The organism is Wolbachia endosymbiont (group A) of Acrocera orbiculus (assembly GCF_947250015.1).
Lineage (GTDB): Bacteria > Pseudomonadota > Alphaproteobacteria > Rickettsiales > Anaplasmataceae > Wolbachia > Wolbachia pipientis.
Map to the genome: position 1 here is coordinate 1,127,470 of NZ_OX366272.1, position 20,868 is coordinate 1,148,337.

At 34.8% G+C, this 20,868-nt stretch carries 17 protein-coding genes; 6 read left to right on the forward strand and 11 right to left on the reverse strand.

The genetic code is table 11. The features are described from left to right. Positions 1-179: 179 nt before the first annotated feature. Positions 180-1,607 (reverse strand): sensor histidine kinase, encoded by a 1,428-nt coding sequence (locus OOL03_RS05615; protein ID WP_209473279.1) that lies wholly within the window; start codon positions 1,605-1,607, stop codon positions 180-182. 65 nt (positions 1,608-1,672) lie between these two features. Here OOL03_RS05615 and OOL03_RS05620 point away from each other — a divergent pair, with 65 nt between their 5' ends. The 4 genes from OOL03_RS05620 (at position 1,673) to OOL03_RS05635 (ending at position 4,705) form a co-directional block, all read left to right on the forward strand. Then, positions 1,673-2,848 carry an aspartate aminotransferase family protein gene (locus OOL03_RS05620; RefSeq protein WP_155969393.1) on the forward strand — a complete coding sequence of 392 codons (1,176 nt, stop codon included), beginning with the start codon at positions 1,673-1,675 and terminating at the stop codon, positions 2,846-2,848. Positions 2,849-2,862: 14 nt separating this feature from the next. Next, entirely contained in the window at positions 2,863-3,369 is a 507-nt protein-coding gene (gene rimM / locus OOL03_RS05625) for a ribosome maturation factor RimM (protein ID WP_264707250.1), read from the forward strand. 62 nt (positions 3,370-3,431) lie between these two features. Further along, a complete protein-coding gene (gene efp / locus OOL03_RS05630; protein ID WP_006279719.1) occupies positions 3,432-3,998 on the forward strand; it encodes an elongation factor P in 567 nt (188 codons plus the stop codon). Positions 3,999-4,006: 8 nt separating this feature from the next. Beyond that, a complete protein-coding gene (locus OOL03_RS05635) occupies positions 4,007-4,705 on the forward strand; it encodes an inositol monophosphatase family protein (RefSeq protein ID WP_264707251.1) in 699 nt (232 codons plus the stop codon). Here OOL03_RS05635 and hemA read toward each other — a convergent pair. The 5 genes from hemA to ispH form a co-directional block, all read right to left on the reverse strand. Next, positions 4,697-5,899, reverse strand: coding sequence for a 5-aminolevulinate synthase (gene hemA / locus OOL03_RS05640; RefSeq protein ID WP_264707252.1), 1,203 nt, complete (start codon positions 5,897-5,899; stop codon positions 4,697-4,699). The two genes, OOL03_RS05635 and hemA, sit on opposite strands and share 9 nt — an antisense overlap. 64 nt (positions 5,900-5,963) lie before the next feature. Continuing rightward, positions 5,964-10,097: a host RNA manipulator TomO gene (locus OOL03_RS05645; RefSeq protein ID WP_264707253.1), complete on the reverse strand. Its 4,134-nt coding sequence runs from the start codon at positions 10,095-10,097 to the stop codon at positions 5,964-5,966. A 38-nt stretch (positions 10,098-10,135) separates the two neighbouring features. Further along, complete coding sequence (htpG, locus tag OOL03_RS05650) at positions 10,136-12,031, reverse strand: molecular chaperone HtpG (protein ID WP_264707254.1); 1,896 nt, start codon at positions 12,029-12,031, stop codon at positions 10,136-10,138. Between the two features lie 598 nt (positions 12,032-12,629). Then, the gene (locus OOL03_RS07090) at positions 12,630-12,887 is read right to left on the reverse strand and encodes a hypothetical protein (RefSeq protein WP_065095159.1); all 258 of its coding nucleotides are present in this window, start codon (positions 12,885-12,887) and stop codon (positions 12,630-12,632) included. Between the two features lie 636 nt (positions 12,888-13,523). Continuing rightward, positions 13,524-14,453 (reverse strand): 4-hydroxy-3-methylbut-2-enyl diphosphate reductase, encoded by a 930-nt coding sequence (gene ispH / locus OOL03_RS05660; protein ID WP_264707687.1) that lies wholly within the window; start codon positions 14,451-14,453, stop codon positions 13,524-13,526. A 20-nt stretch (positions 14,454-14,473) separates the two neighbouring features. Here ispH and OOL03_RS05665 point away from each other — a divergent pair, with 20 nt between their 5' ends. Further along, complete coding sequence (locus OOL03_RS05665; RefSeq protein ID WP_151807547.1) at positions 14,474-16,021, forward strand: peptidoglycan D,D-transpeptidase FtsI family protein; 1,548 nt, start codon at positions 14,474-14,476, stop codon at positions 16,019-16,021. 2 nt (positions 16,022-16,023) lie between these two features. Here the strand turns inward: OOL03_RS05665 and OOL03_RS06860 are convergent, their stop codons facing one another. Together OOL03_RS06860 and elbB are read right to left on the reverse strand one after the other, a co-directional pair. Further along, complete coding sequence (locus OOL03_RS06860; protein ID WP_010081942.1) at positions 16,024-16,332, reverse strand: hypothetical protein; 309 nt, start codon at positions 16,330-16,332, stop codon at positions 16,024-16,026. Between the two features lie 146 nt (positions 16,333-16,478). Continuing rightward, positions 16,479-17,186: an isoprenoid biosynthesis glyoxalase ElbB gene (gene elbB / locus OOL03_RS05675; RefSeq protein WP_264707255.1), complete on the reverse strand. Its 708-nt coding sequence runs from the start codon at positions 17,184-17,186 to the stop codon at positions 16,479-16,481. A gap of 136 nt (positions 17,187-17,322) precedes the next feature. Between elbB and OOL03_RS05680 the strand changes: the two genes are divergently transcribed. Beyond that, on the forward strand, positions 17,323-18,357 hold the full coding sequence (locus tag OOL03_RS05680; protein ID WP_264707257.1) for a hypothetical protein: 1,035 nt from the start codon (positions 17,323-17,325) through the stop codon (positions 18,355-18,357). Between the two features lie 36 nt (positions 18,358-18,393). On the opposite strand, the gene OOL03_RS05685 is transcribed toward OOL03_RS05680, so the two are convergent. The 3 genes from OOL03_RS05685 to OOL03_RS05695 form a co-directional block, all read right to left on the reverse strand. Further along, on the reverse strand, positions 18,394-18,945 hold the full coding sequence (locus OOL03_RS05685; protein WP_264707258.1) for a 5-formyltetrahydrofolate cyclo-ligase: 552 nt from the start codon (positions 18,943-18,945) through the stop codon (positions 18,394-18,396). Then, the gene (locus OOL03_RS05690) at positions 18,929-19,549 is read right to left on the reverse strand and encodes a ferredoxin reductase domain-containing protein (protein ID WP_006279429.1); all 621 of its coding nucleotides are present in this window, start codon (positions 19,547-19,549) and stop codon (positions 18,929-18,931) included. The genes OOL03_RS05685 and OOL03_RS05690 overlap by 17 nt, the downstream gene beginning before the upstream one ends. Positions 19,550-19,646: 97 nt before the next feature. Then, the gene (locus OOL03_RS05695) at positions 19,647-20,792 is read right to left on the reverse strand and encodes a SurA N-terminal domain-containing protein (RefSeq protein ID WP_182309700.1); all 1,146 of its coding nucleotides are present in this window, start codon (positions 20,790-20,792) and stop codon (positions 19,647-19,649) included. Positions 20,793-20,868 lie beyond the last annotated feature (76 nt).

Genomic DNA, 20,868 nt, shown 5'->3' on the forward strand with positions numbered 1-20,868 from the left:
ATTAATAACACTTCCATCTATAGTAGTATATTGTAGTCAGAGTATCAAATTTTATATATAGCTAACAGATAAGATTCTTGATGGGGGCTTATTGATGAATTTCTGCCTACCTTCTCGGCTTGCCGCTTTTGATAAAGTGTGGTTTTCGTCTGATGTAAGGCCATATCAAATAGATCCTATTAAAAATCAATCGAATCTTCACATGTTTGTTCTTCATAAAAGAAGTTCAATGTTATCGTAGTACCAAGTTTTGCTTCACTTTTAATGTCAAAAGTTCCACCCATTAACTCTACTAATTTCTTGCTTAGCGGCAATCCGATGCCCGTACCTTCGTTTCTATACCCCGAATCTGCTTGGCCAAAAACAGACATAACTTTATATATGTCCTGCTGCATTATTCCTATTCCATTGTCATGAAACTCAATAGTTAATAAGTTTTTTTCTATATTTTCTTTTATCACCATTCTTATTAAACCATCTTTGGGAGTAAACTTGATTGAGTTTGATAATAAATTTATTATAACTTGTTTCATTCTCTTGGGATCTGCAATGACTAATAATTGTTTATTAGTCATCTCTTTTTTTAAATTAATCCCGGCTTCTTTTAATTTAGGTAATAGCATATTTACGCATGAATCCATTATTTTGTTCAGGTTAAACTTCACTTTTTCTACTGTTAAACTACTTGATTCAGCTTTAGAAAAATCGAGCACATCATTAATTAAGGTAAGTAAGTGTGTTCCTGCATTATATATATCGTCTGCATACTCCTTGTATTGAGAATTATCCATTGAACCTAAAGTTTTATTTTTGATCAACTCCGCAAATCCAATAATAGCATTAAGAGGTGTGCGTAATTCATGTGTAACGCTTGCAAAAAACTTTAGCTTGTTTGCATTTTCTTGCTCTAATGTCTCTTTTATCTGCTGTAATTCAATGTTAGTTTTATGTTGCTTGGCTAGCATTTGGGTATTAGAAAAGTGCAAATAGAACATTATTAATATTAAGATTATTAATAATAGGCCCAAAAATGTTAAAAACAGGCCATATGCTATAACATAAGAATTATTGTAGTTTCGAAGAATCTTCAAAAAAAACGACGGTTTAACGCTATTTTCATGGAATATAGGGAAAATAGAAGTTAATGTATTTCCTGTAGTATAAAATATTTCTTGGTTACTTAATAGTTTATCAATTTCATCGTTTGTAAGTAACTGTTCATAATCATAATCTTGAGTGTTAAAATTACTGAATATTATTCTGCCGTTTTGATCATACAGTATTAAGCTGAAATCCTTTACTTTGCTCACTGATTGTAATAATTCAGCACGTAGTTTTACTAGTTGGTTTATGTAGTCAAAATTTTTGTATTTAATGTGATGCTTTTCTATTAGTAAATAATGGTATTTTTTTATTATGCCATTTTCCAGTACGCTTTTTAAGTTTACACTTGAATCACGGTAAGAAGAAAGGAAATTACTTCTTAGTAAATGATTACAATATATCACACTGAATAAAATCATAAAGATCGATGAGAGTAATACAATAACTTTTGTGTATTTGTTTTTCTTCAACGCAGAAAACATCAATTTACCTAGCTTATACATATCCTTCTTATTGTGAAACAACGGTTTTTATGTTATTAATAATAAAATTTAGCATATAATATTTTATGACAATTTCTCCTATTTTGCCAGTTTATTCTCCTGTTAATATAAATTTTTCTCATGGCAAAGGTATCTACCTATATGATGTTGATGGTGAGCGCTACGTAGATTTTCACTCCGGAATAGCCGTTAGTAGCTTAGGTCACACTAATTCGCGATTAATTAGTGCTCTTAAATTGCAAGGAGAAAAATTATGGCATATATCAAATACCTATAATATACCTGCTGCCAATAATTTTGCAGAAAAATTAATAAACAACAGTTTCGCTGACACTGTATTTTTCTCAAATTCTGGATCAGAGGCAGTAGAATGTGGGCTTAAGATTGCTAGGATCTATCAAAATGGAAAAGGCAATAAAAATCGTCACAGAATTTTAACATTCCATGGTGCATTTCATGGAAGAACCTTTTTAACTTGTGCTACAAACGATAAACAGAAATTTTCTGAATTACTAAATCCCTACATTGATTGGTGTGATAACATCGAGCCCAATATTGAGAGCGTAAAGAAAGCAATTTCAAGTGGTATAGGCGTTATATTAATAGAACCAATACAAGGGCAAGGTGGTATCAAAGTAATGAATGAAGTCTTTATGAAAGAACTAAGAAAGCTGTGTGATGAAAATGACATATTGTTATTTTTTGATTGCGTGCAATGCGGTGCTGGCAGGACAGGAAAATTATTTGCATACGAACATATAGGAGTGGAACCTGATATATGTGCTCTTGCAAAGGGAATAGGCGGCGGGTTTCCGCTAGGGGCTTGTCTTGCGACTGAAAATGCTGCTAAATATATGGCGGTCGGTATGCACGGTTCCACTTTTGGTGGCAATCCGCTTGCAACCTCAGTAGGTAATGCTGTGCTCGAAGAATTGCTCAGCCCCGGCTTTTTGAAAAATGTTGAAATTAGAGGTAAATACTTAAAAAATAAACTAGAAGACTTAGCAAGTAAATTTCCAATAATAGAGGAAGTAAGAGGGAAAGGGTTAATGCTTGGAATAAAAGTGAAAGCAGACAATCAAAAGTTTGCAGAAGAGTTAAGTCATCGCGGCTTGCTTACTGTTGGGGTAACATCAGATAACGTTGTGAGAATTTTACCTCCACTCATTATCACTGAAAAAGAGATTGATGAAGGCATCGAGATTTTGACTCAATATTTATCTGAGAAATCTTCTGATTAGATACTTGCATTAATATGAACGACAATCTGGTATGCTTAGGAATTATTACCTCTCCTCACGGAATTAAAGGAGCTGTTAAAGTAAAAACCTTTACTGAAAAGCCTGAAAATATCTTCTTATATGGTAAGCTAATAAGTGGTGATGAGAATTATAAAATAGACTCAGTATCCGTCATAGGTGATAATTTAGTAATAGCTACAATAAGCGGAGTAAATTCCCGTAATGAAGCAGAGCTTTTAAGGAATAAGAAGCTATATATAGAAAGAAGCAAGTTACCAGAGCTAAATGATGAGGATGAATTTTACCAAAGTGACCTTGTAGATATGGAAGTAAGGCTGAAAAGTAATGAATTATATGGCTATGTAAAATCTGTGTATAATTTCGGCTCAGGGGATATATTAGAAATTTTAGTTATCAGCACAAAAAAACGTATTATGCTGTCTTTCAATAAAGAGATATTTCCACATATAAATATAAAGGGGAGGTATATAGTATTAAATATACCAGAATTTATTGACTAATAAAGACTTTGATATTTATATAAAGCTATTTATAATTGTAAGATCAAACTGAAAATGTAATTATGGCAGAAAGAGCTAACGATATTAGACCAGGTCAGGTGTTGGAACATAACGGCGGATTATTTTTGGTTGTAGGTATTATGCATACTCAACCTGGTAAAGGTGGTGCATACATACAAGCTGAAATGAAAAATATCAAGACCGGAGCAAAACACTATGAAAGATTTCGTTCTGATGCAACAATCAGAAGGGCAATTTTAGATGAAGAGGAATATGTTTACCTTTTCACTGAAGGAAACATTGTAAATCTTATGCATCCAAGTAATTACGAGCAAATCACTATAAATTTGGACTTATTGGGAGAAAAAAAAATTTATTTACAGGATAACATGAAAATTAAAGTTGTAGCTTATCAAGACAAAATAATTTCTGCGCATGTGCCTGATTATGTTACACTTGCTGTGAAAGAAACAGAGTCTGTTATTAAAGGACAAACTGCTACTGCTTCTTATAAGCCTGCAATTTTGGAAAACGGAATGCGCGTTAACGTGCCTCAATTTATAAAAGAAGAGGATAAAATTGTAGTATATACTCCAGGTGACAGCTATTATGAAAGAGTGAAAGAGTAAAAGGAAGAATGTCCATCTCATCACCACGAATTAATGTGATGCTTGATTCTGTGCATAGTGCTTCCAGGCAGCTTATGCGCGATTTTAATGAATTGCAAATTTCTAATGTTAAATCAGCAGACTTCATTAATAAAACTTATTCAAAATCCAAGCAAACCATATACGATTGCTTGCACGACTACAAACGAGACTATGGGTTTATTTCCGAAGATGATACTGACCAAGAAATAAAAGATAACGGTTATACTTGGTTTATTATGCCTATAGAGGGCAGGGAGAACTTTTCTAGTTGCATGGTTTATTTTGCAGTATCAGTCTGTCTCATTCATAAAAATAAAGTTGTGGCAGCTGTAATTGATGCTCCGGCTCTTAGAGAAACTTTTTGGGCAGAAGAAAAGAAAGGTGCTTTTCTTGAGGACTTTAGATCTCGTCATATAAAAATGCGGGTGAAAAGCCGTGAAGGGGGTCTAATAGATGTAAGTGGTAATTTATTAAATAAATTGCTGCCTGGCAATAGTAATGTACGCTCCATCGGTTCAACAATTTTAGGCTTTGCGTACCTTGCAGCAGGAAGGCACAGAGGAGCAGTTTACTCTGGAGTTAACAAATATAAAGCCTTGCTCGGTAGACTTTTTCTGCAAGAAAGCGGTGGAAGGCTAACGGAAGACAACGGATTGATTATTGCTGGCGATATTAAATTAGGATAAACAGGCTACAGAGATAGACAACTTTTCGAAAACTTTTACAAGAGATTCTGTTAAATGTTCTATCATTTCATCAGTATGATAAGGTGTAGGGGTAATACGGAAACGCTCAGTTCCTCTTGGCACTGTTGGATAATTTATATGTTGAACGTATATTCCATGCTCATCAAATAATAATTTTGATGCTCCTTTGGATAACTCTGGGTCGCCAATTATTATTGGAATTATATGAGTTTCTGTTGGAATGAAGTTAATTCCTGCATTTCTCAGTGAGTTTTTTACTTTTTCAACGACTTGCTTTTGCTTTTCCCTTTCAATGTTGCTCGATTTTAGGTGTTCAACGCTTGCCTTTGCTGCCGCTGCTAAAACAGGCGACATAGCAGTGGTGAAAATAAATCCTGGAGCGGAACTTCTTATTACATCTACCAAGCTCTTTGAAGACGCTATATACCCACCCATCACTCCAAAAGCCTTCGATAGTGTACCTTGAATGACGGTTATTCTATCCATCAGGCCTTCTCTTTCTGCAATTCCGCCACCATGTAAACCATACATGCCAACTGCATGCACCTCATCCAAATAGGTGATTGCATTATGTTGATCTGCAAGATCGCATATCGTTTCAAGCGGCGCTACATCGCCATCCATTGAATATACAGATTCAAGTGCTATTATCTTTGGTGTTTTTGTGTCTACGGATTTTAACAACTGCTCTAAGTGATCAACATCATTGTGTTTAAATATATGTTTTGGTCTTTTTCCTGATTTTATGCCTTCTATCATTGAAGAATGGTTCTTCTCGTCTGAAAAAATTACTACATTTGGGATAATAGACGATAAAGTGCTAAGTGTAGTCTGGTTAGCAAGGTAGCCACAAGCAAAAGTTAAAGCAGCCTCTTTTTTATGCAAACAAGCTAAGGATTTTTCAAGCTCGACAACCTCTTTTGTTGTACCAGATATATTTCTTGTTCCCCCCGCACCAATTGATGAATTTTGAATGGCGGCAATAACTTTCTCGTTTTGTGACATTCCTAAGTAGTTATTACTGCACCAGACGATTACTTCCCTATTTCTTTCATAGTCCATAATGTGGGGGAGCCTACCTGGCAATGACGCAAAGTGCGTAAATTCACGGTAGCGCCCCTCATCTTTTATATCTTTTATTTTATTCAAGAATATTTCTTCGTAGTTTACCAAGTCCTTATTTACCGATAATTAACATAATTATAATAAATTATTAAATGGTAAACTACTATATTTATTATACATGTACGGCAGTAGGTACTTTCCCCGTGTTGAAAGATTTTTCAACCTCGTTGTTTTCAACTTGGCTTTTAGGTGTACAGTAGTATATAATTGCAGCGGCAACCAGACAACAAGCTCCAACTGCTATCCCCACTGCTAACATTTCTAAGTAAACAAAGATAGCTATCGAAGCTACTGCAGCCACGACTAGTGTTGAAACAACTATAGTAGACAATGTGCTTTTTTTGATATTCTGTGGAGAATCATTATCTTCTTCACTTGGATCATTATCATTTTCTATATCTTTCATGAGAGGCTTGTGATCATCCAGAGTTATAGTGGAAGCACTATTAGATTGACTTATCACCATACCTATAAACTGCACAGATACACTACTATCATCCACCCCTTTGCTATTCTGCTCTAGATTATCGGCAGGTAGTTGATCACTACCATTCTTTGACACTACACCTACACTACTATCACCTGCACTTTGCAAATTAGTATTACCTTTTTCACTTGAATCATAACTCTGTACCATAGGTTGAGCTTCCAGCAAAAGTACACCATTTTGATTACTTGCAACTTCATCAGTATCTTCACTAGTAGTTTCAACCAGACAACTCACATCCCCTGAAACCTGCGCATCAACATGAATAACATGCTCTCTATCCACAAAGGATAATACTGTGCTATTGTCCACATAGCCGCTGCTTTGTAAACTCACACCACTTTTTTCCACTTTATTGTTTTCAGTATCACTACTCACAGGAGTTACCTGATCACTTATAGTAGCGCTAACATCTTGTATATCTTTATTGTTTTGATTATCAGACTGTCTACCATTACTTTGAACATTATTCACCTGCTCAGATTTGTTGTTAGCTACTGAAGGTATTAGTGTTGGCTTCAGTGCCGGTGTTGGTTGTGGTGTTGGCGCCGGCGTAGGTATTGGAATTGGATTCGGTGTTGGTGTTAGGTTCGGCGTTGGCACTGGCGTAGGTGTTAGAGTTGGATCTTTCTCTGAAAATAGCCTATAATCGTCAATATCATCATGTGTCTCAATAGCATTGCGAGTTCTATCATTAAGTGCACCATTCTCATACGAATCTGTAAGTACTTTTACTATATTTTGCAATCCTTCTGAACCTGCTTTGTTGATCGTATTCAAATTAAGGGTAATGTAACCATTAGAGGTAGGAAGTTGGATTTTTGATATTCCATTGCGAAGAAACTCCTGTACCACAAGCTTAAGCGAAGTAAAACCCTCTCTACCATGCTTGTTGAAAATTTCAATGACATTGCGGAAAGCAAGCTGTTGACTACTTAAAACTGCAGATTGCAAATTCTGTGTATTTCCCATTTCGGTAATAGGGTTAAGACTTCCACTTGGAAGCACATGACCGTTCTGCATATAAGGATAAAAAGGAAACACTTCTTGCTGCCTGGTGCTAGTTTGAGTACCATCTTTTTGTTCAGAGATTTTATTCTCACTTGAAGAAGCATTAGGTGTTTCAGGTGTAGTTGGTTGAACAGGTGGTACAGTATTGCTTGGATTAGTAGACTGCTTGCCATTGATTTGAACATTATCCGCTTGTCCAGAGCTTTTATTAGTTACTGGAGGCACTGATGTTGGCACTTGGTCTGGTATTGATGTTAATATCGGATTCGGCGTTGGCACTGGCGCTGCATTAGCAGAGGCTTTTGTACCTTCAACATTACCACTCGCAGAACTCTGTGGTGAAAGTGGTGGTGAATCTTGTTGATCACCTTGTTGCTCTTGAGTATTAGAAGGCTGTGCCTTAAGTTTTGCACTTTCTTCTGGTACATGTTCAGCAGGTTGGACAGGAGCTTGTTTCCTCTTACTACTATCAACTTCAGTGATTACCTTCGAGCCATCATTTTTACCAACATATAGTTCTCTAAATTGCACTTCTTTTTCTTGTTCATTTTTCTTTTTTTCTTCTTTAGATCGTTTTATGCTCTCTTTACGTTTTTTAGCACTATTTTTACCCATTTCACCCTCCTCATAATTATTACCTATAGCTTCCTCTATTGAAGCCTCTTCATTGTTCATAATATTTTTTCCTCTGTCCACAATATTTTTTTCTGTCTGCTTACTGCCAGCACTTTCAAGTCCTGGATTTTCTGATAGAATGTCACTTGTTATAACTGGAATTTCTAATTCATCTGCAACGTTATTACTTCTTTTTCGTATTATAAAAGTTCCAGGAGTTTGGCACATTTCATCCCACAAATCTTGACGTTCATGGCAGGAATATTTTTGCACATCAATAGAAAATTGCAGAATATTTCTAATTTGCATTAAACTGAATATTAGATCAATATTCTTTTGACGTTTATTGTCTTTTGGATCTTTAGTGTATTCATCATACACTATGCAAGCAGTCTGAACTAATCCATTTACAATACCTGGAAGACGGCTGTTATATTCACGTAAAGCTTCAGATTGCAATAATTTGTTTTCCTTTTCCAGATCTTCTATGCGCTTTTCTATGCTAGATTTAAAAATCTTACACTCCTCTTGAAAAATTACGTTAATTGCACCCTCTTCTGTGTATAAGTAACATACTTCCTTGACTAAGGAGTAATCTTCTTGGCCTATTGAGTAGTGTGTTGCATTTTTCAGTATATTCTGTATGACCGGCCTAATCACTTGCTCATTATGTGATACGTTTTGATGGATTTCTTTAGTGTAAAAAAGCACCTCGACTATAACGTCTGTGTTTGTGTATTCAACATTAGACAATGCAATGAGGATTGATTCGTGTATGTTATCAAATTCGTTATTTTTAAATTTTTGATTGAGATAGCCGATAACATCATTGCTGCATTTAGCACATTTTTCACACAAGTGCTCGATAAATGCAATATTACCAGCATCCAATGCAGTTTTCAGAATTAAATTATAAATTTCTTTTCTGCCACGAGCTCCTATGTTTTTCAGGATTTGTTGCCCTAGTATTGTAATAACTTTATCATCCGCAAATGCTTGTTCATATACATCGTAAATGGCATGATCTGCACTATTAGTGTATCGTTTGCACAGGTATTCAATGACAGATGTGTGTTCCTGGCTTATCGCAGTTTCTAATAAAGTAACAAAACTCTTTTTTAATAACTCTTCTGTTGAGGCTTTTTTAGTTAGCTTATTAATATATCTTTCAAATGCACCCAGCACTATCGTGATGAATTCTTCATTTTTGATCAGAGACGCTGTTTCAAGCACACCATACAAAGAATCAGGATTACTTGTTTTTAACACCTGTCCAAAATCTCTTAAAACGTATTCGACAAAAACTGCATTTAATAATTCTTGCTCTTTTCTTAATGCTATAACTGAGAAAAAACCAATCTTATTAGGTTCGACAAGTTGTATAGTTTGATCTTTTAATCTTCCATAAACTCCATCGGTACCATGGAATTTTTCTATAAAAGCTTCAATATATTTTTGACCACCAACAAGGAGAGGTAAAAGACTTAAATTTCCTTCAGCAAAAAGAAAATCCTGATATTGCTCTACTAGCTTGTCATTAGCTGCAATTGCCAATAGTACCAATTCTTTTACTGAATAATCATACTTGAAACCCTCTTGATCAAATTTATATTGTGATAGTACATTTGAATATATATGTTGATGGTTGCTTCCGTTTTGTAACTCCAAATTAAGTTGATTTGAACAGAAATCTTTGAGATTTTCATTATCCAGCGTAATAGACCTGCCTTCATAATCTTCAATATTTTGTACAACCTTGTCTAATTCTTCACAATTATCTTCTTGTATAGCTTGATTTAAGATATTTATAATCTCAGCAAAAGTTAAGTTTTTAGGAATGATACCATATGAATCTTCATCTTTTAACTCTACAGTAAACGACCTATCACAACCATCAGGAAAGTTTGTAAGTATTGCATTCTCTAAACTTAGATCTTCAGGGGGTGTGCTAGATGGAGTAGCTGGTATCTCTTGACTTTCGCTATCTAAAACTTCAAACTCTTCTTCAATACCTGAATCTTCAGAATCTGGTTTTTCAAAACCATGCCAACTTTTGATTAATCTTTCAGAATTTGATTGGCCCTGTGAAGTTGTATCTTGTGATACAAAGTCTCTAAAATTGGAACCAAACATGTTTTACCTCTTAACTAGCAGCTAAGCTAAGTATAGCATTAAACAGAAATCTTGCCAAGCAAATTATTCAGTCTCTTAGCAAAGCTGCTCGCGTCATCCATCTCTTCGCCTTCCACGATGCAAGCTTGGTAAAACAATAAGTGAACCATGTCCTCCAATGTTGGGTTTTCACCACTTTCAGCATAAGATTTCATTATACTCTTTATTACAGGATGCTTAGTGTTAATTTCAAGCACCTTTGGCGTGCGGTAATTTAGCTGCTTTTGTTCACGCAAAAAACGCTCCATGCGAAGATCCATAGCACCTTCATCAACCGCTAGGCATACGGGACTATCAGTCAATTTTTTGGAAATTTTTACGCTTTTTACTGAATCTCCAAGCACTGTGGTAAAATATTGCAATATAGTTTCCTCAGTTTTTTCTTCATTCGATTTGTTTTCTTCATTTTTCTTATCTTCTTCTGAAGAGAATTGTTCCAAATCAACATCAGCGCGAGTCACAGACTTAAACTTTTGATCTTTATATTCATGAATTACACTAGTCCAGAAATCATCCACTGGATCAACGAACAGAAGAACCTCCAGCCCTTTACTGACGAACCCCTCAAGTTGTGGACTGTTTTTCACTGAATCGAGGCTATTTCCGGTGAGATAATAGATATGTTCCTGCTCAGGCTTCATTCTGCTTATATAGTCATCAATGCTGACTAATTTCTCATCAACAGTACTATGAAATCTGCAAATTGAGAGTAGTGCTTCTCTCTCATCAGTTGGCATAGCTTCACAAAGACCTTCCTTTAAAACTGCACCAAAATTGGTCCAGAATTTTGTATATTCCTCTAAATTCTCTTTTGCTTTTTTACCTAGCTCTGATATCACACGCTTAGTGAGAGATTTTCTGATCTGCTCAACAACACGATTATTCTGCAGCGTTTCTCTGCTGATATTAAGAGGCAAGTCCGGTGAATCAACCACGCCTTTCAGAAAACGCAAGTATTGTGGTATAATCTGTACGTTATCTTCAGTGATAAATACTTTATTTACATATAACTTCACAGAGCAACGTCTATCTGGATGGAATAAATCAAAAGGTTTTATAGAAGGAACATAAAGCAAATTTGTATATTCTATTGCACCTTCATTTTTATTATGCAATATCATCCAGGGCTCCCCGCCAACGTGAGCAACACTGCGGAAAAAATCGTTGTGCTCCTCTTGAGTAACGTCATTTTTTGGCTTAGTCCAAATTGCAGCCTTACTGTTTAACTTTTCACTTTTTCCTTCTTCGTCTATAAATTCAACAGGAAAATTTATGTGATCAGAGTAAGTAGTGACAATATTTTCAACACGAAATTTATCTAAAAACTCGTTTTCTTCAGGATGCATAATGAGCGTAATTTTGGTTCCGCGAGGGACTTGATTATCTGACTTGCTGATTGAATATTCCCCATCTCCTTTGGATTGCCAGATCCAAGACTCCTCTTCTCCAGCTTTTCTCGATTCTACTATTACTTCTGATGCAACCATAAAGCTTGAGTAAAAACCAACACCAAACTTCCCAATCAGCTCCACAGTTTGGCTTGAATCCTTGCTATTCTTAATCGCATCCAAGAACTTTTGCGTACCAGAGCTTGCAATTGTACCAAGATTGTCTATTAAATCCTGTCTATTCATTCCAATGCCATTATCAGTGATATATAGCTCGTTCTTATCTTTATTGGAGCTGATAGTGATTTTTAATTCGTCACTCAAATCTAGCAAATTAGGGTTTAGTTGAGATTCATAGCGCAACTTATCACATGCATCTGATGCATTTGATATTAATTCACGCAGAAAAATGTCTTTATTGGTGTAAAGTGAATGAATCACTATATTCAGTACTTTCCCTACCTCAGCGTCAAATTTTAAATTTTCAGTTTCTTGTACATTATGCATTTTGAGCTCCATTATTTGCCTACTACCCTAATAATTTAAGTATTGAATCACGATCTTTCAAGGTCACGTACACCAAAATTAATGTGGGTGTAGTTATTATGACACCCAATTTATGGGATCTCTTGCATAACAAACTTTTGGCAGCGCATTGGATGAAACGAAAAACTTCCTTGACACCCTTCGCCAGCCCCTTTATCATGAAACTGAAGCTATTTATTTATCTTCGCAATCTCTGCAGTGGATTAATGACAAAAAAACTTAATGTATTTGGCGTAAATCATGCTTAATTTTTTGCACTATGTGCACCTCATGTCTTTATCAAATTTCTAGCTACACAAGCTGAAATACGCTATTTAAAACATCAAAAAACGCCAACTTAAAAAATGGATAGTGAATAATTAGCTACCCTAGGGTTTCTTTGCCTTTTTTTTCGTTTAGTAAATTTCTTAACGTTTATAATTTAGATTAGTTGCGGCTTAAAAGCGGCTGAGTCACGGTTATTAAGCGTTTAGAATAAAAAAACGCCATACTTGAAAGTATAATGTAAGTAACTAGCCAACCATCGGGCTTTTTTTTCGCTTGGTAAATTTTTTAATACTTAGATTAGTTGCAATTTAAGAGACCAGAAATGGTCAGTGCTTGGCACTGGAATAACGTCCTCCTTTGTTATCCCAGTGCCCAGACACTGGGATCCAGGAAACTTAATTGCAAGTAATGCATTGGATTTGGTGAGTATGGGTTTTATGTTATAGAATGAAACACTTTTGGTGAATTTGTAAAGAAAACTGGATCCCAGTGTTTGGGCACTGGGATGACACCATTCTTTTTCCTGGATTCCAGACTGGAATGACACCATTTGTTGTGTTTAACAAAGTTCGTACTTAGCTTCATATTAGCCGTAAATATTTAAGAAATTTACCAAACGAAAAAAAAGGCAAAAGAAGCCCTGGGGTTATTATCCGCTTTAAAATATTGGCGTTTTTTATGTTTTAAACGCTTGACAAGCGAAATTCAGCTGCTTTTAATTGCAACTAACTTACGCTGCAAATGTTTAAGAAATTTACTAAGCAGAAAAAAAGACAAAGAATCCCCGAGTTAGCTAGTCTTTTACTATCTCTGTCGAGTATTGGCATTTTTTGATGTCTTGTAACGCTTTATAAGCGCGTTCAGCTTATTTAGATAAAAATCTAGATGTAGATGAAGTTTTGTAAAGACATACAGTATCTATATACTGCAAAAAATTGAACATAAGACGCCGATACATTAAGTAATCCTTACCTTTTAATCTGCAGATTGGCGAAAGCAAATACAATAGCTTCACTATCATGATAAGGGCGCTGGCGAAGGGTGTCAAGTAAGTTTTTTCGTTTCTATTCCCAATAAAAGTTTGTTATATGGTTATGCAAGAAGTCTAATGAATCGCGGTGTGACGTCTTAGCTATAGATGCTGGTTTGTGTGATTTCAAGAGAAGCTTAGTAGATAAGTTGTGTTTTAAACCAGATTCGGTATTTTAAACTGAACACTTTCAATAATACCACCTGGCATAACTGAAATTTTTACACTCAGGTTTACTTTTAGGTAGTCCATTAATTCATCAACCAATATGTCAGGAGCGGAAGCACCTGCAGTGATTCCTATCTTTTCTACGCCCTGAAACCAGCTTTTATTCACACAGCTGTAATTATCAATCAAGTAGGCTCTTTTTCCTCTGGCAGTGCACAGATCTAATAAGCGGTTTGAATTTGAGCTATTTTTACTTCCTACAACTAATACCATGTCTACAATTTCAGCTAGCTTTTTAACAGCATTTTGTCTGTTTTGCGTTGCATAGCATATGTCCTTTAAATCTGAACCTGTTATGCCTGGAAACCTTGATTTCAAGGCAGCAATAATGTCACGGGTATCGTCGATGCTTAACGTAGTTTGTGTAACATAAGACAAATTATCTGGATCTTTAACCTTTAAATCATATACATCCTGCAAAGTTTGCACTAAAGTGATAGGATTGTTTACTCTTCCCCTAATTCCCTTAACTTCTGGATGGTTTTCATGCCCAATGAGAATTAATTCTTTACCACTGTTTTCATACCTTTTTGCTTCTTTATGCACTTTGTTGACTAAAGGACATGTTGCATCAATCACTTGAATACCCTTTCTTTTTGCCTCATCTTCTATATTTTTTGATACTCCGTGCGCGCTGAAGATCAGTATTCCTTCATTATCTTCAATTTCCTCGATACTGCTTACAAAAACCACTCCTTGTTTCTTAAAGTCCTCTACTATATATTTATTGTGAACAATTTCGTGTAGCACATAAACTTGGCGCTCGTTTTTGTATTTTTCTAAAGTAATAGCTAATATGTCCACAGCTCTTTTTACCCCGGCACAAAAACCTCGTGGTTCAGCTAAGATGATTTCCATTTTTGTCAAATCAAGTAAATATGCAAGCATTACTTAAAAATAAGCTCCGCTCACTGTGTTTTATAGTACCATTATTTATATTTTATATAATAATTATTTTTCGCATATTCTCTTTAACATTTGATCAACTTACTACTTCAGAAAATTTTAGAAAAGATAATATAGTACATAAACAACCCGATATTTTAGATAGAAATGGAGTGGTAATAGCAACGAATGTGCCCACAACATCACTATATATAGATGCAACCAAAGTAAAGAATCCGGAAAGTATAGCAGCACAACTGTGTTCTACTTTGCATGACCTCGAATACAAGAACTTATATAGAGTACTTACTTCAGAAAAGAAATTTGCTTGGATAAAGCGGCACTTGACTCCAAAAGAATTACTAGCGATCAAAAACGCTGGTGTACCAGGAGTAAATTTTTATGACGACATAAAGCGTATATATCCTCACAGTAATTTATTTTCACACGTGCTTGGTTACACTGACATAGATGGCAACGGTATTGCAGGAGTTGAGGCATATATAAGTAAAAATAATGAGCAAGAAAAGCCCATAATACTATCCTTAGATACACGAGTGCAAAGCATAGTGCATGAAGAGCTAACTAAAGCTGTAAGCAGATATCAGGCACTTGGCGGAGTAGGAATTGTTTTAAATGTGAGAAATAGTGAAGTTATCTCGATGGTCAGCCTACCTGATTTTAATCCCAACTTACAGAATAAGGCAGAAGACGTACAAAAGTTTAATCGCGCCAGTCTTGGGGTATATGAGATGGGGTCGGTATTAAAATACTTTACAATAGCCGCAGCGCTTGATGCGAACGCTACAAAAACTAGCGATTTATATGACGTATCAACACCAATCACCATTGGAAAGTATAAAATTCAGGATTTTCATAAATCTAAAATTCCAAAAATTACTGTGCAAGATATATTTGTAAAATCATCCAACATTGGTGCAGCAAAAATTGCAGTCAAACTAGGTATTGAAAAACAGGTAGAATACTTTAAAGCTATGAAGCTATTTTCTCCTTTGAAAATAGAAATACCAGAAAAATCCACACCGATAATCCCGGATAAATGGAGTGAAAACACTTTAATAACAGCATCTTATGGTTATGGCATAGCTGTAACTCCTATACATCTTGCACAAACTGCAGCAGCATTAATCAACAATGGGATATTTCATAACGCAACCTTGATGTTGAATAAAAGAAGTATAGGAGAGCAAATTATCTCAAGAAGAACTTCCAGGGAAATGAGAAAATTATTACGTGCAGCAGTAACAGATGGCACTGGCAGAAAAGCAAAAATAAAGGCATATTCAATAGGAGGAAAAACTGGATCGGCGGAAAAAGTTGTAGATGGTAAATATAGCAAAGATGCAAACATAGCATCATTTATAGGAGTGCTAACTATGCTTGACCCAAGGTACATAGTGCTAATTGCTATTGATGAGCCTCAAGGGATGCACCATACCGGGGGAATAATTGCTGCGCCTATAGTAAAGAACATTATAAATAGAATAGCGCCTATACTAAATGTTACACCTGAGATGTAAAATTATGATTGCTTTACTACAACTTCAAATTTATCATCACCAAAATCCTTATTAATATACCAAGAACCATCATCTTTAGTTACAAATTCAAGACCTTTAAGGTCTTTTTTTATTGTCTTTCCATTTTGACCATCAATAGCGATATTAATATCGAATGTAATAATGTCTAGATTTATCATAGCTTCTTTCCCGCTGCACGAATTTAGACTGAACTTGCCTAACATGACATCATTAAAACTCACTTCCCCTGTATAGACATCACACTGACCGTCCACACAACACGTAGTTTCAATATAGAAAAGGTCTGACATATAAAACACCTTACGTTTATAAAAAAAGAGCTAAAGCCCTACGCCATACCGTTATAGTCAGTAAACCTAGAGCACTTTAGCTATAATACAGCTAAGAATGTAAAATTCAACAGTTAATTGTGTAAGGAAGTCTAAATTACTATATCTTAGAGGAATGGCTGTTTAGTTTTTTTGTTAATCTTTTTTACCATGCTGTCAATCATATGCTTTATCCCTTGATATACAGAGTATGTACTTTCGTCGCTACGCATATAAGCAGAACAGGAAAATACATTATGTTCTTCGTCTTCTATTGATAACTCTGTATCGCATTTTATGTGCTCGCCGCCAAGCCTTTCTATCAACTGTTCTCTGTCATCTCCTATAGTTACCTTAACCTTACTTTCTTCTTTACCTATCTTGTTACTTAAAATTGAAACAATGATGGCTGGAGATATGCATATCGCTCCTATTGGCTTTTTTGTAACAAAAAATTCTGAAACTAATCTTTCAAATTCAGGCATTACTGTCACCATGTCTTTACTTTCAGCTAAGTCAGATAAATTTTTCGCAACCCCGTATCCACCAGGTACAACTAGCATGTCAAAATTTTCAGCTTTGGCTTCTTTTAAGTCATATATTTCGCCTCTTGCGATTCTTGCTGCTTCCACAAGTACATTCCTTTTTTCTTTTGTTGCCTCTTTTGTTCTATGATTCATAACTTGTGTGATATTGATATCAGGTGCAAAGCATTTAACATCCACTTCCTGCTGATCAAGCACAAGCAAACTTAAAACCGCTTCTCTTACCTCTGCACCGTCAAGGTGACCACACCCTGATAAAACCACAGCAGCTTTTAATTTTTTTTCACCCATAAAGTACCTTGATTTCATACAATCTAGATATTTTAATACAAATTCTATATTTGGAAAGGGGTATGTTATATCAATTATAATATAATTAATGATTAGTATGTATAATTAGGCATATTTATAATCAACGAAGCTGAATATGGAATCTAGCAATAGTATGTTTTTTGACACTGACTATCCAGAACTAAGAAAAGCTATTTCAGATATAATAGAAAGTATTGCACAATCCTCACAAGAGGGGAAAAAAGAGTTATTTACAACCCTATCAGAACAAGTTAAAGGGATGAACCTCAAAGATTTAGGTTTAGCGATTAATGACCAAGGCTTGCAAAAGGAGGTTAACAAAGAATTATTTATAAAATTCATTGAAAAAGCACTTGAAAATTCAAAGTCTGAAGATATCGAGCCAAAGATAATAGAAGAAGCACTACAATCTGTTAATCAGCAAGCAATAAGTAATGTTATAAATAATAATAAAGGTCCGCTGGATAATCTAGTCAATTATTTTAAATCAGCATCTGCAAATGAAAAAATAGGAATAGCTTCTGCTGGAATGGTATTAGGAGTAGCATTTTCTCCGCTTATTGTGCTTGCTACATTAATAGCGCTTGTAGCTATTGGAGCACGTTATGTAGGAATAGGTATAGGAAAGGCAGGGGAAAAAATAAAAGAAGGTGCGATTGATGCAGGAAAAGCAGTGAAAAGTTTATCTAAAAATTTAGGGGATAAATTGCCTGAGGTTGGGCCAAAAAAAGATAACTTTAGTAAATTATACAACAGTTTGGCTCTAGAGATTATAGGCTATAATATGTCCGAAGAAGGTGAAAAAATAAAAAACGCCCAGAGTAAAGCAAAGGTCATAGGCATGCTTCAAAATGAAGGGCAGCGATCTGCTATACAAGAGTTAGTAAAGAATGGAACTATTCAAAATTTTTCAGAAGATGATATGAAAAAGCTTAGAGAAAAAGGTACTAGTACTTATGAAAGTGATAAGGAAGCACTTGAGGAACTTATGGAGAAATTTCAATCTAAAATTATGGCCATTGGTGAGGGTAAAATAGAGGAGGTAGAAAAAATGGTTAATGATAAAGTTAACCAAATGAAGTCACCAGTTCCTCAATTAGATAGTCCAAGTTCTGAACAAGCGAGTACAGGAGAAACCAAAACCCTCTGATGGCTTGGAGAGGGAGGGAATAGGAAAGGTAGAGATCTATTCTTTTTTATCCACTTTTTTGAGCAATCCACTTCTACACCTAACACACATTTCAGTGATTATAATATCCAATTTTTGATCATGTTTTTCTACAGGTAAATCTTTACAATATTGTTTCTCATATGCTACACCTATAAATATTTTTCCAAGTGGCCGCAGTTTTTCTATCATTGTATCATACCAACCACCGCCAAAACCTAATCTATTAAAATGATCATCAAAAGCAATAACAGGAGTAATGATTGTGTCGGGAATTACATCTTCATTTGTTTCGTTCCATTCCTCAAATTTTAGTAACTTATTTTTATTAGGAATTGCTACTTTATAATCTAAATCGAGTAAACTATGCATCAAAGGCACAACATCTATTTCCTCATCCATTGGAATGTAAGCTGCTATTGTTTTGCCTTTAACGTAGCTTAAGTTCTGATTAAAGAGATTAATAAGGGAATTTGCCGCATAACTGGAATAACTTTCATCAATATCTTTTCTTATAGCTCTATATTGCTCTCTTATTTCCTTTTTGTGCTGTTTAATATCTTTGAACATGATCTATCCATTTTGCAGTAAGTTTTTCTTGTAAACTATTTTGCTTCAAGCGCTCACTTAAAAAGTCAAAGTCAACACACCCCATATCCTGGTCTTGATTACTGCAACTATAAACAAAACTCCTTTCTCCTGTTTTCGCATTTATATGTTGCTGCACACACTGAGCGCAGATTTCTTTCATCATACACTGCATAGGAGAATTAACTGATGATATCGCTATGTGGCCTGATTTCAGATATGGCTTTAAAATTGTTTTTCTAGCTTCATTCACAGCTTTCATCATTTTGTCAGAACCAATAGTGATAATTTTATCTATAACGTTCAAATTAATACCTAATCTTCCTTGTTGATAAGAGACTATTGCATCAACTATATTACCATGAAAGGATTTATCTTGATCTCTGCTTGTTTCTATCAATCCTTCTTCACATGCCCAAACTACTGCATTTGATGCACGCTCTATCAGTGCTCGTTTAAATACATCACTTAACTTCTTATAGCCAGCAAAGTACAAAACCTTGTTATTATTTTCAAGACATGCCTTCCCTATCGAAAATAACACTGCATTTCCAACTCCACCACCAATTAGCATTATATTCTTCATGTGCTATTTTAACTGCATTTGTTCAAATTTTTTGAAATTTTATAGAACAAAGTAATTTATATAGTTCTATACACAAAGACAAGAACACTCTCTGACTTCAACTATACCGATAACTGATAGCTGCATTTTTACGCATATCATCTAATAACAAGTTGCTTTGTATCATAATCTTTTGTTGGTACATTTTCTGTTTTATTGCTTCTATACCCGCTACATTACTCTTGATATCACACAACATCATCAACTTTGCAGTGCCATTTTCTCTCAATTCTACTATTTCATTCACACTTGTTTTACTAAATAAAATCTGTAAATCAGGATTTAAATCTCGCATTTTTATTTCAAATTCTTTTGCGTTTGGCAGCTTAAAATTATCTGCCAATTTATCAAAATTTAAACAACTGACCTTTTGCTCCTTGAGATTATCTAATAAACTTTCTGAACCTTCAACCACAATCTGTTTTAATTTTAAAGTGCTTTCCAGCAGTGCATGATTAAGTTGTACTTTATCTATTACTTTTATAACGGAGTAACCTTCACTGAAACTGAATGGACCTGCTATGTCGCTGGTTTCTAATCCTTCTAAAACGCTCTTGAGTTTTCCTTTTAGCTGACTTAAATTAACTGTTGCTTTACGCATCTTTATTGGAGATTCTGGGTTATTACTGTTGCGTAATTTTTTTACTAAATCTTCAGCTATACCATAAACGTCCTTGTCTTTTTGATCAGGAATTATAAACTCTTGGAACGTGATAAGATAATCCGGCTTTTCTGTTTGCCTTTTTACATCATCTACTTCTTTATCGCTTATATTAATAAATGGCACAATTCTTACTTCAATAATTTTGCTCCACAGTAACTGACATTTTATTTGTTTTCTTAAAATACCAAGATCTATATTATGCTTCTCTATGTATTGATCAACTTCATTAGCCTTAAGTTTAAAACTTTGGGTTAAAAATAACATAATAGCATTATCTAACTCCTCGTTGCTCAATTTTATATTCAGCCTCTGTGCTTCATTGATAATGATAATTTCGTCTATTAGCTCCCTAAGCACTTGAGGCTTTGCTTCTTTTTGATTAACACTTTGAGTGCCAAACAATGAATTTATAAAGTTGATGCGTTTTTCGATATCTAAATTTGAAATTGGTTCACCATTTACATCTGCAACAATTTCAATCTCGGTTGCAAGCAACCTAAGTGGCAACACTATCAACAGTAAAATTAGTATTTTATACATACAAGTAAAGTTGTTTAGTTAATAACCAATTCTATAATAAATACTGAGTCAATGCTAGCCAACTTTTTAATAGTGA

Bases quoted from the DNA above. Each gene is read 5' to 3' on its own strand.
- elbB (WP_264707255.1), bottom strand. From the start codon at position 17,186: ATGGGTGAAAAAAAATTAAAAGCTGCTGTGGTTTTATCAGGGTGTGGT.
- efp (WP_006279719.1), top strand. From the start codon at position 3,432: ATGGCAGAAAGAGCTAACGATATTAGACCAGGTCAGGTGTTGGAACAT.
- rimM (WP_264707250.1), top strand. From the start codon at position 2,863: ATGAACGACAATCTGGTATGCTTAGGAATTATTACCTCTCCTCACGGA.
- OOL03_RS05635 (WP_264707251.1), top strand. From the start codon at position 4,007: ATGTCCATCTCATCACCACGAATTAATGTGATGCTTGATTCTGTGCAT.
- OOL03_RS05645 (WP_264707253.1), bottom strand. From the start codon at position 10,097: ATGTTTGGTTCCAATTTTAGAGACTTTGTATCACAAGATACAACTTCA.
- OOL03_RS07090 (WP_065095159.1), bottom strand. From the start codon at position 12,887: ATGGTGTCATTCCAGTCTGGAATCCAGGAAAAAGAATGGTGTCATCCC.
- OOL03_RS06860 (WP_010081942.1), bottom strand. From the start codon at position 16,332: ATGTCAGACCTTTTCTATATTGAAACTACGTGTTGTGTGGACGGTCAG.
- OOL03_RS05680 (WP_264707257.1), top strand. From the start codon at position 17,323: ATGGAATCTAGCAATAGTATGTTTTTTGACACTGACTATCCAGAACTA.
- OOL03_RS05690 (WP_006279429.1), bottom strand. From the start codon at position 19,549: ATGAAGAATATAATGCTAATTGGTGGTGGAGTTGGAAATGCAGTGTTA.
- OOL03_RS05620 (WP_155969393.1), top strand. From the start codon at position 1,673: ATGACAATTTCTCCTATTTTGCCAGTTTATTCTCCTGTTAATATAAAT.
- OOL03_RS05665 (WP_151807547.1), top strand. From the start codon at position 14,474: ATGCAAGCATTACTTAAAAATAAGCTCCGCTCACTGTGTTTTATAGTA.
- OOL03_RS05615 (WP_209473279.1), bottom strand. From the start codon at position 1,607: ATGTATAAGCTAGGTAAATTGATGTTTTCTGCGTTGAAGAAAAACAAA.
- OOL03_RS05685 (WP_264707258.1), bottom strand. From the start codon at position 18,945: ATGTTCAAAGATATTAAACAGCACAAAAAGGAAATAAGAGAGCAATAT.
- OOL03_RS05695 (WP_182309700.1), bottom strand. From the start codon at position 20,792: ATGTATAAAATACTAATTTTACTGTTGATAGTGTTGCCACTTAGGTTG.
- htpG (WP_264707254.1), bottom strand. From the start codon at position 12,031: ATGCATAATGTACAAGAAACTGAAAATTTAAAATTTGACGCTGAGGTA.
- ispH (WP_264707687.1), bottom strand. From the start codon at position 14,453: ATGGAAATCATCTTAGCTGAACCACGAGGTTTTTGTGCCGGGGTAAAA.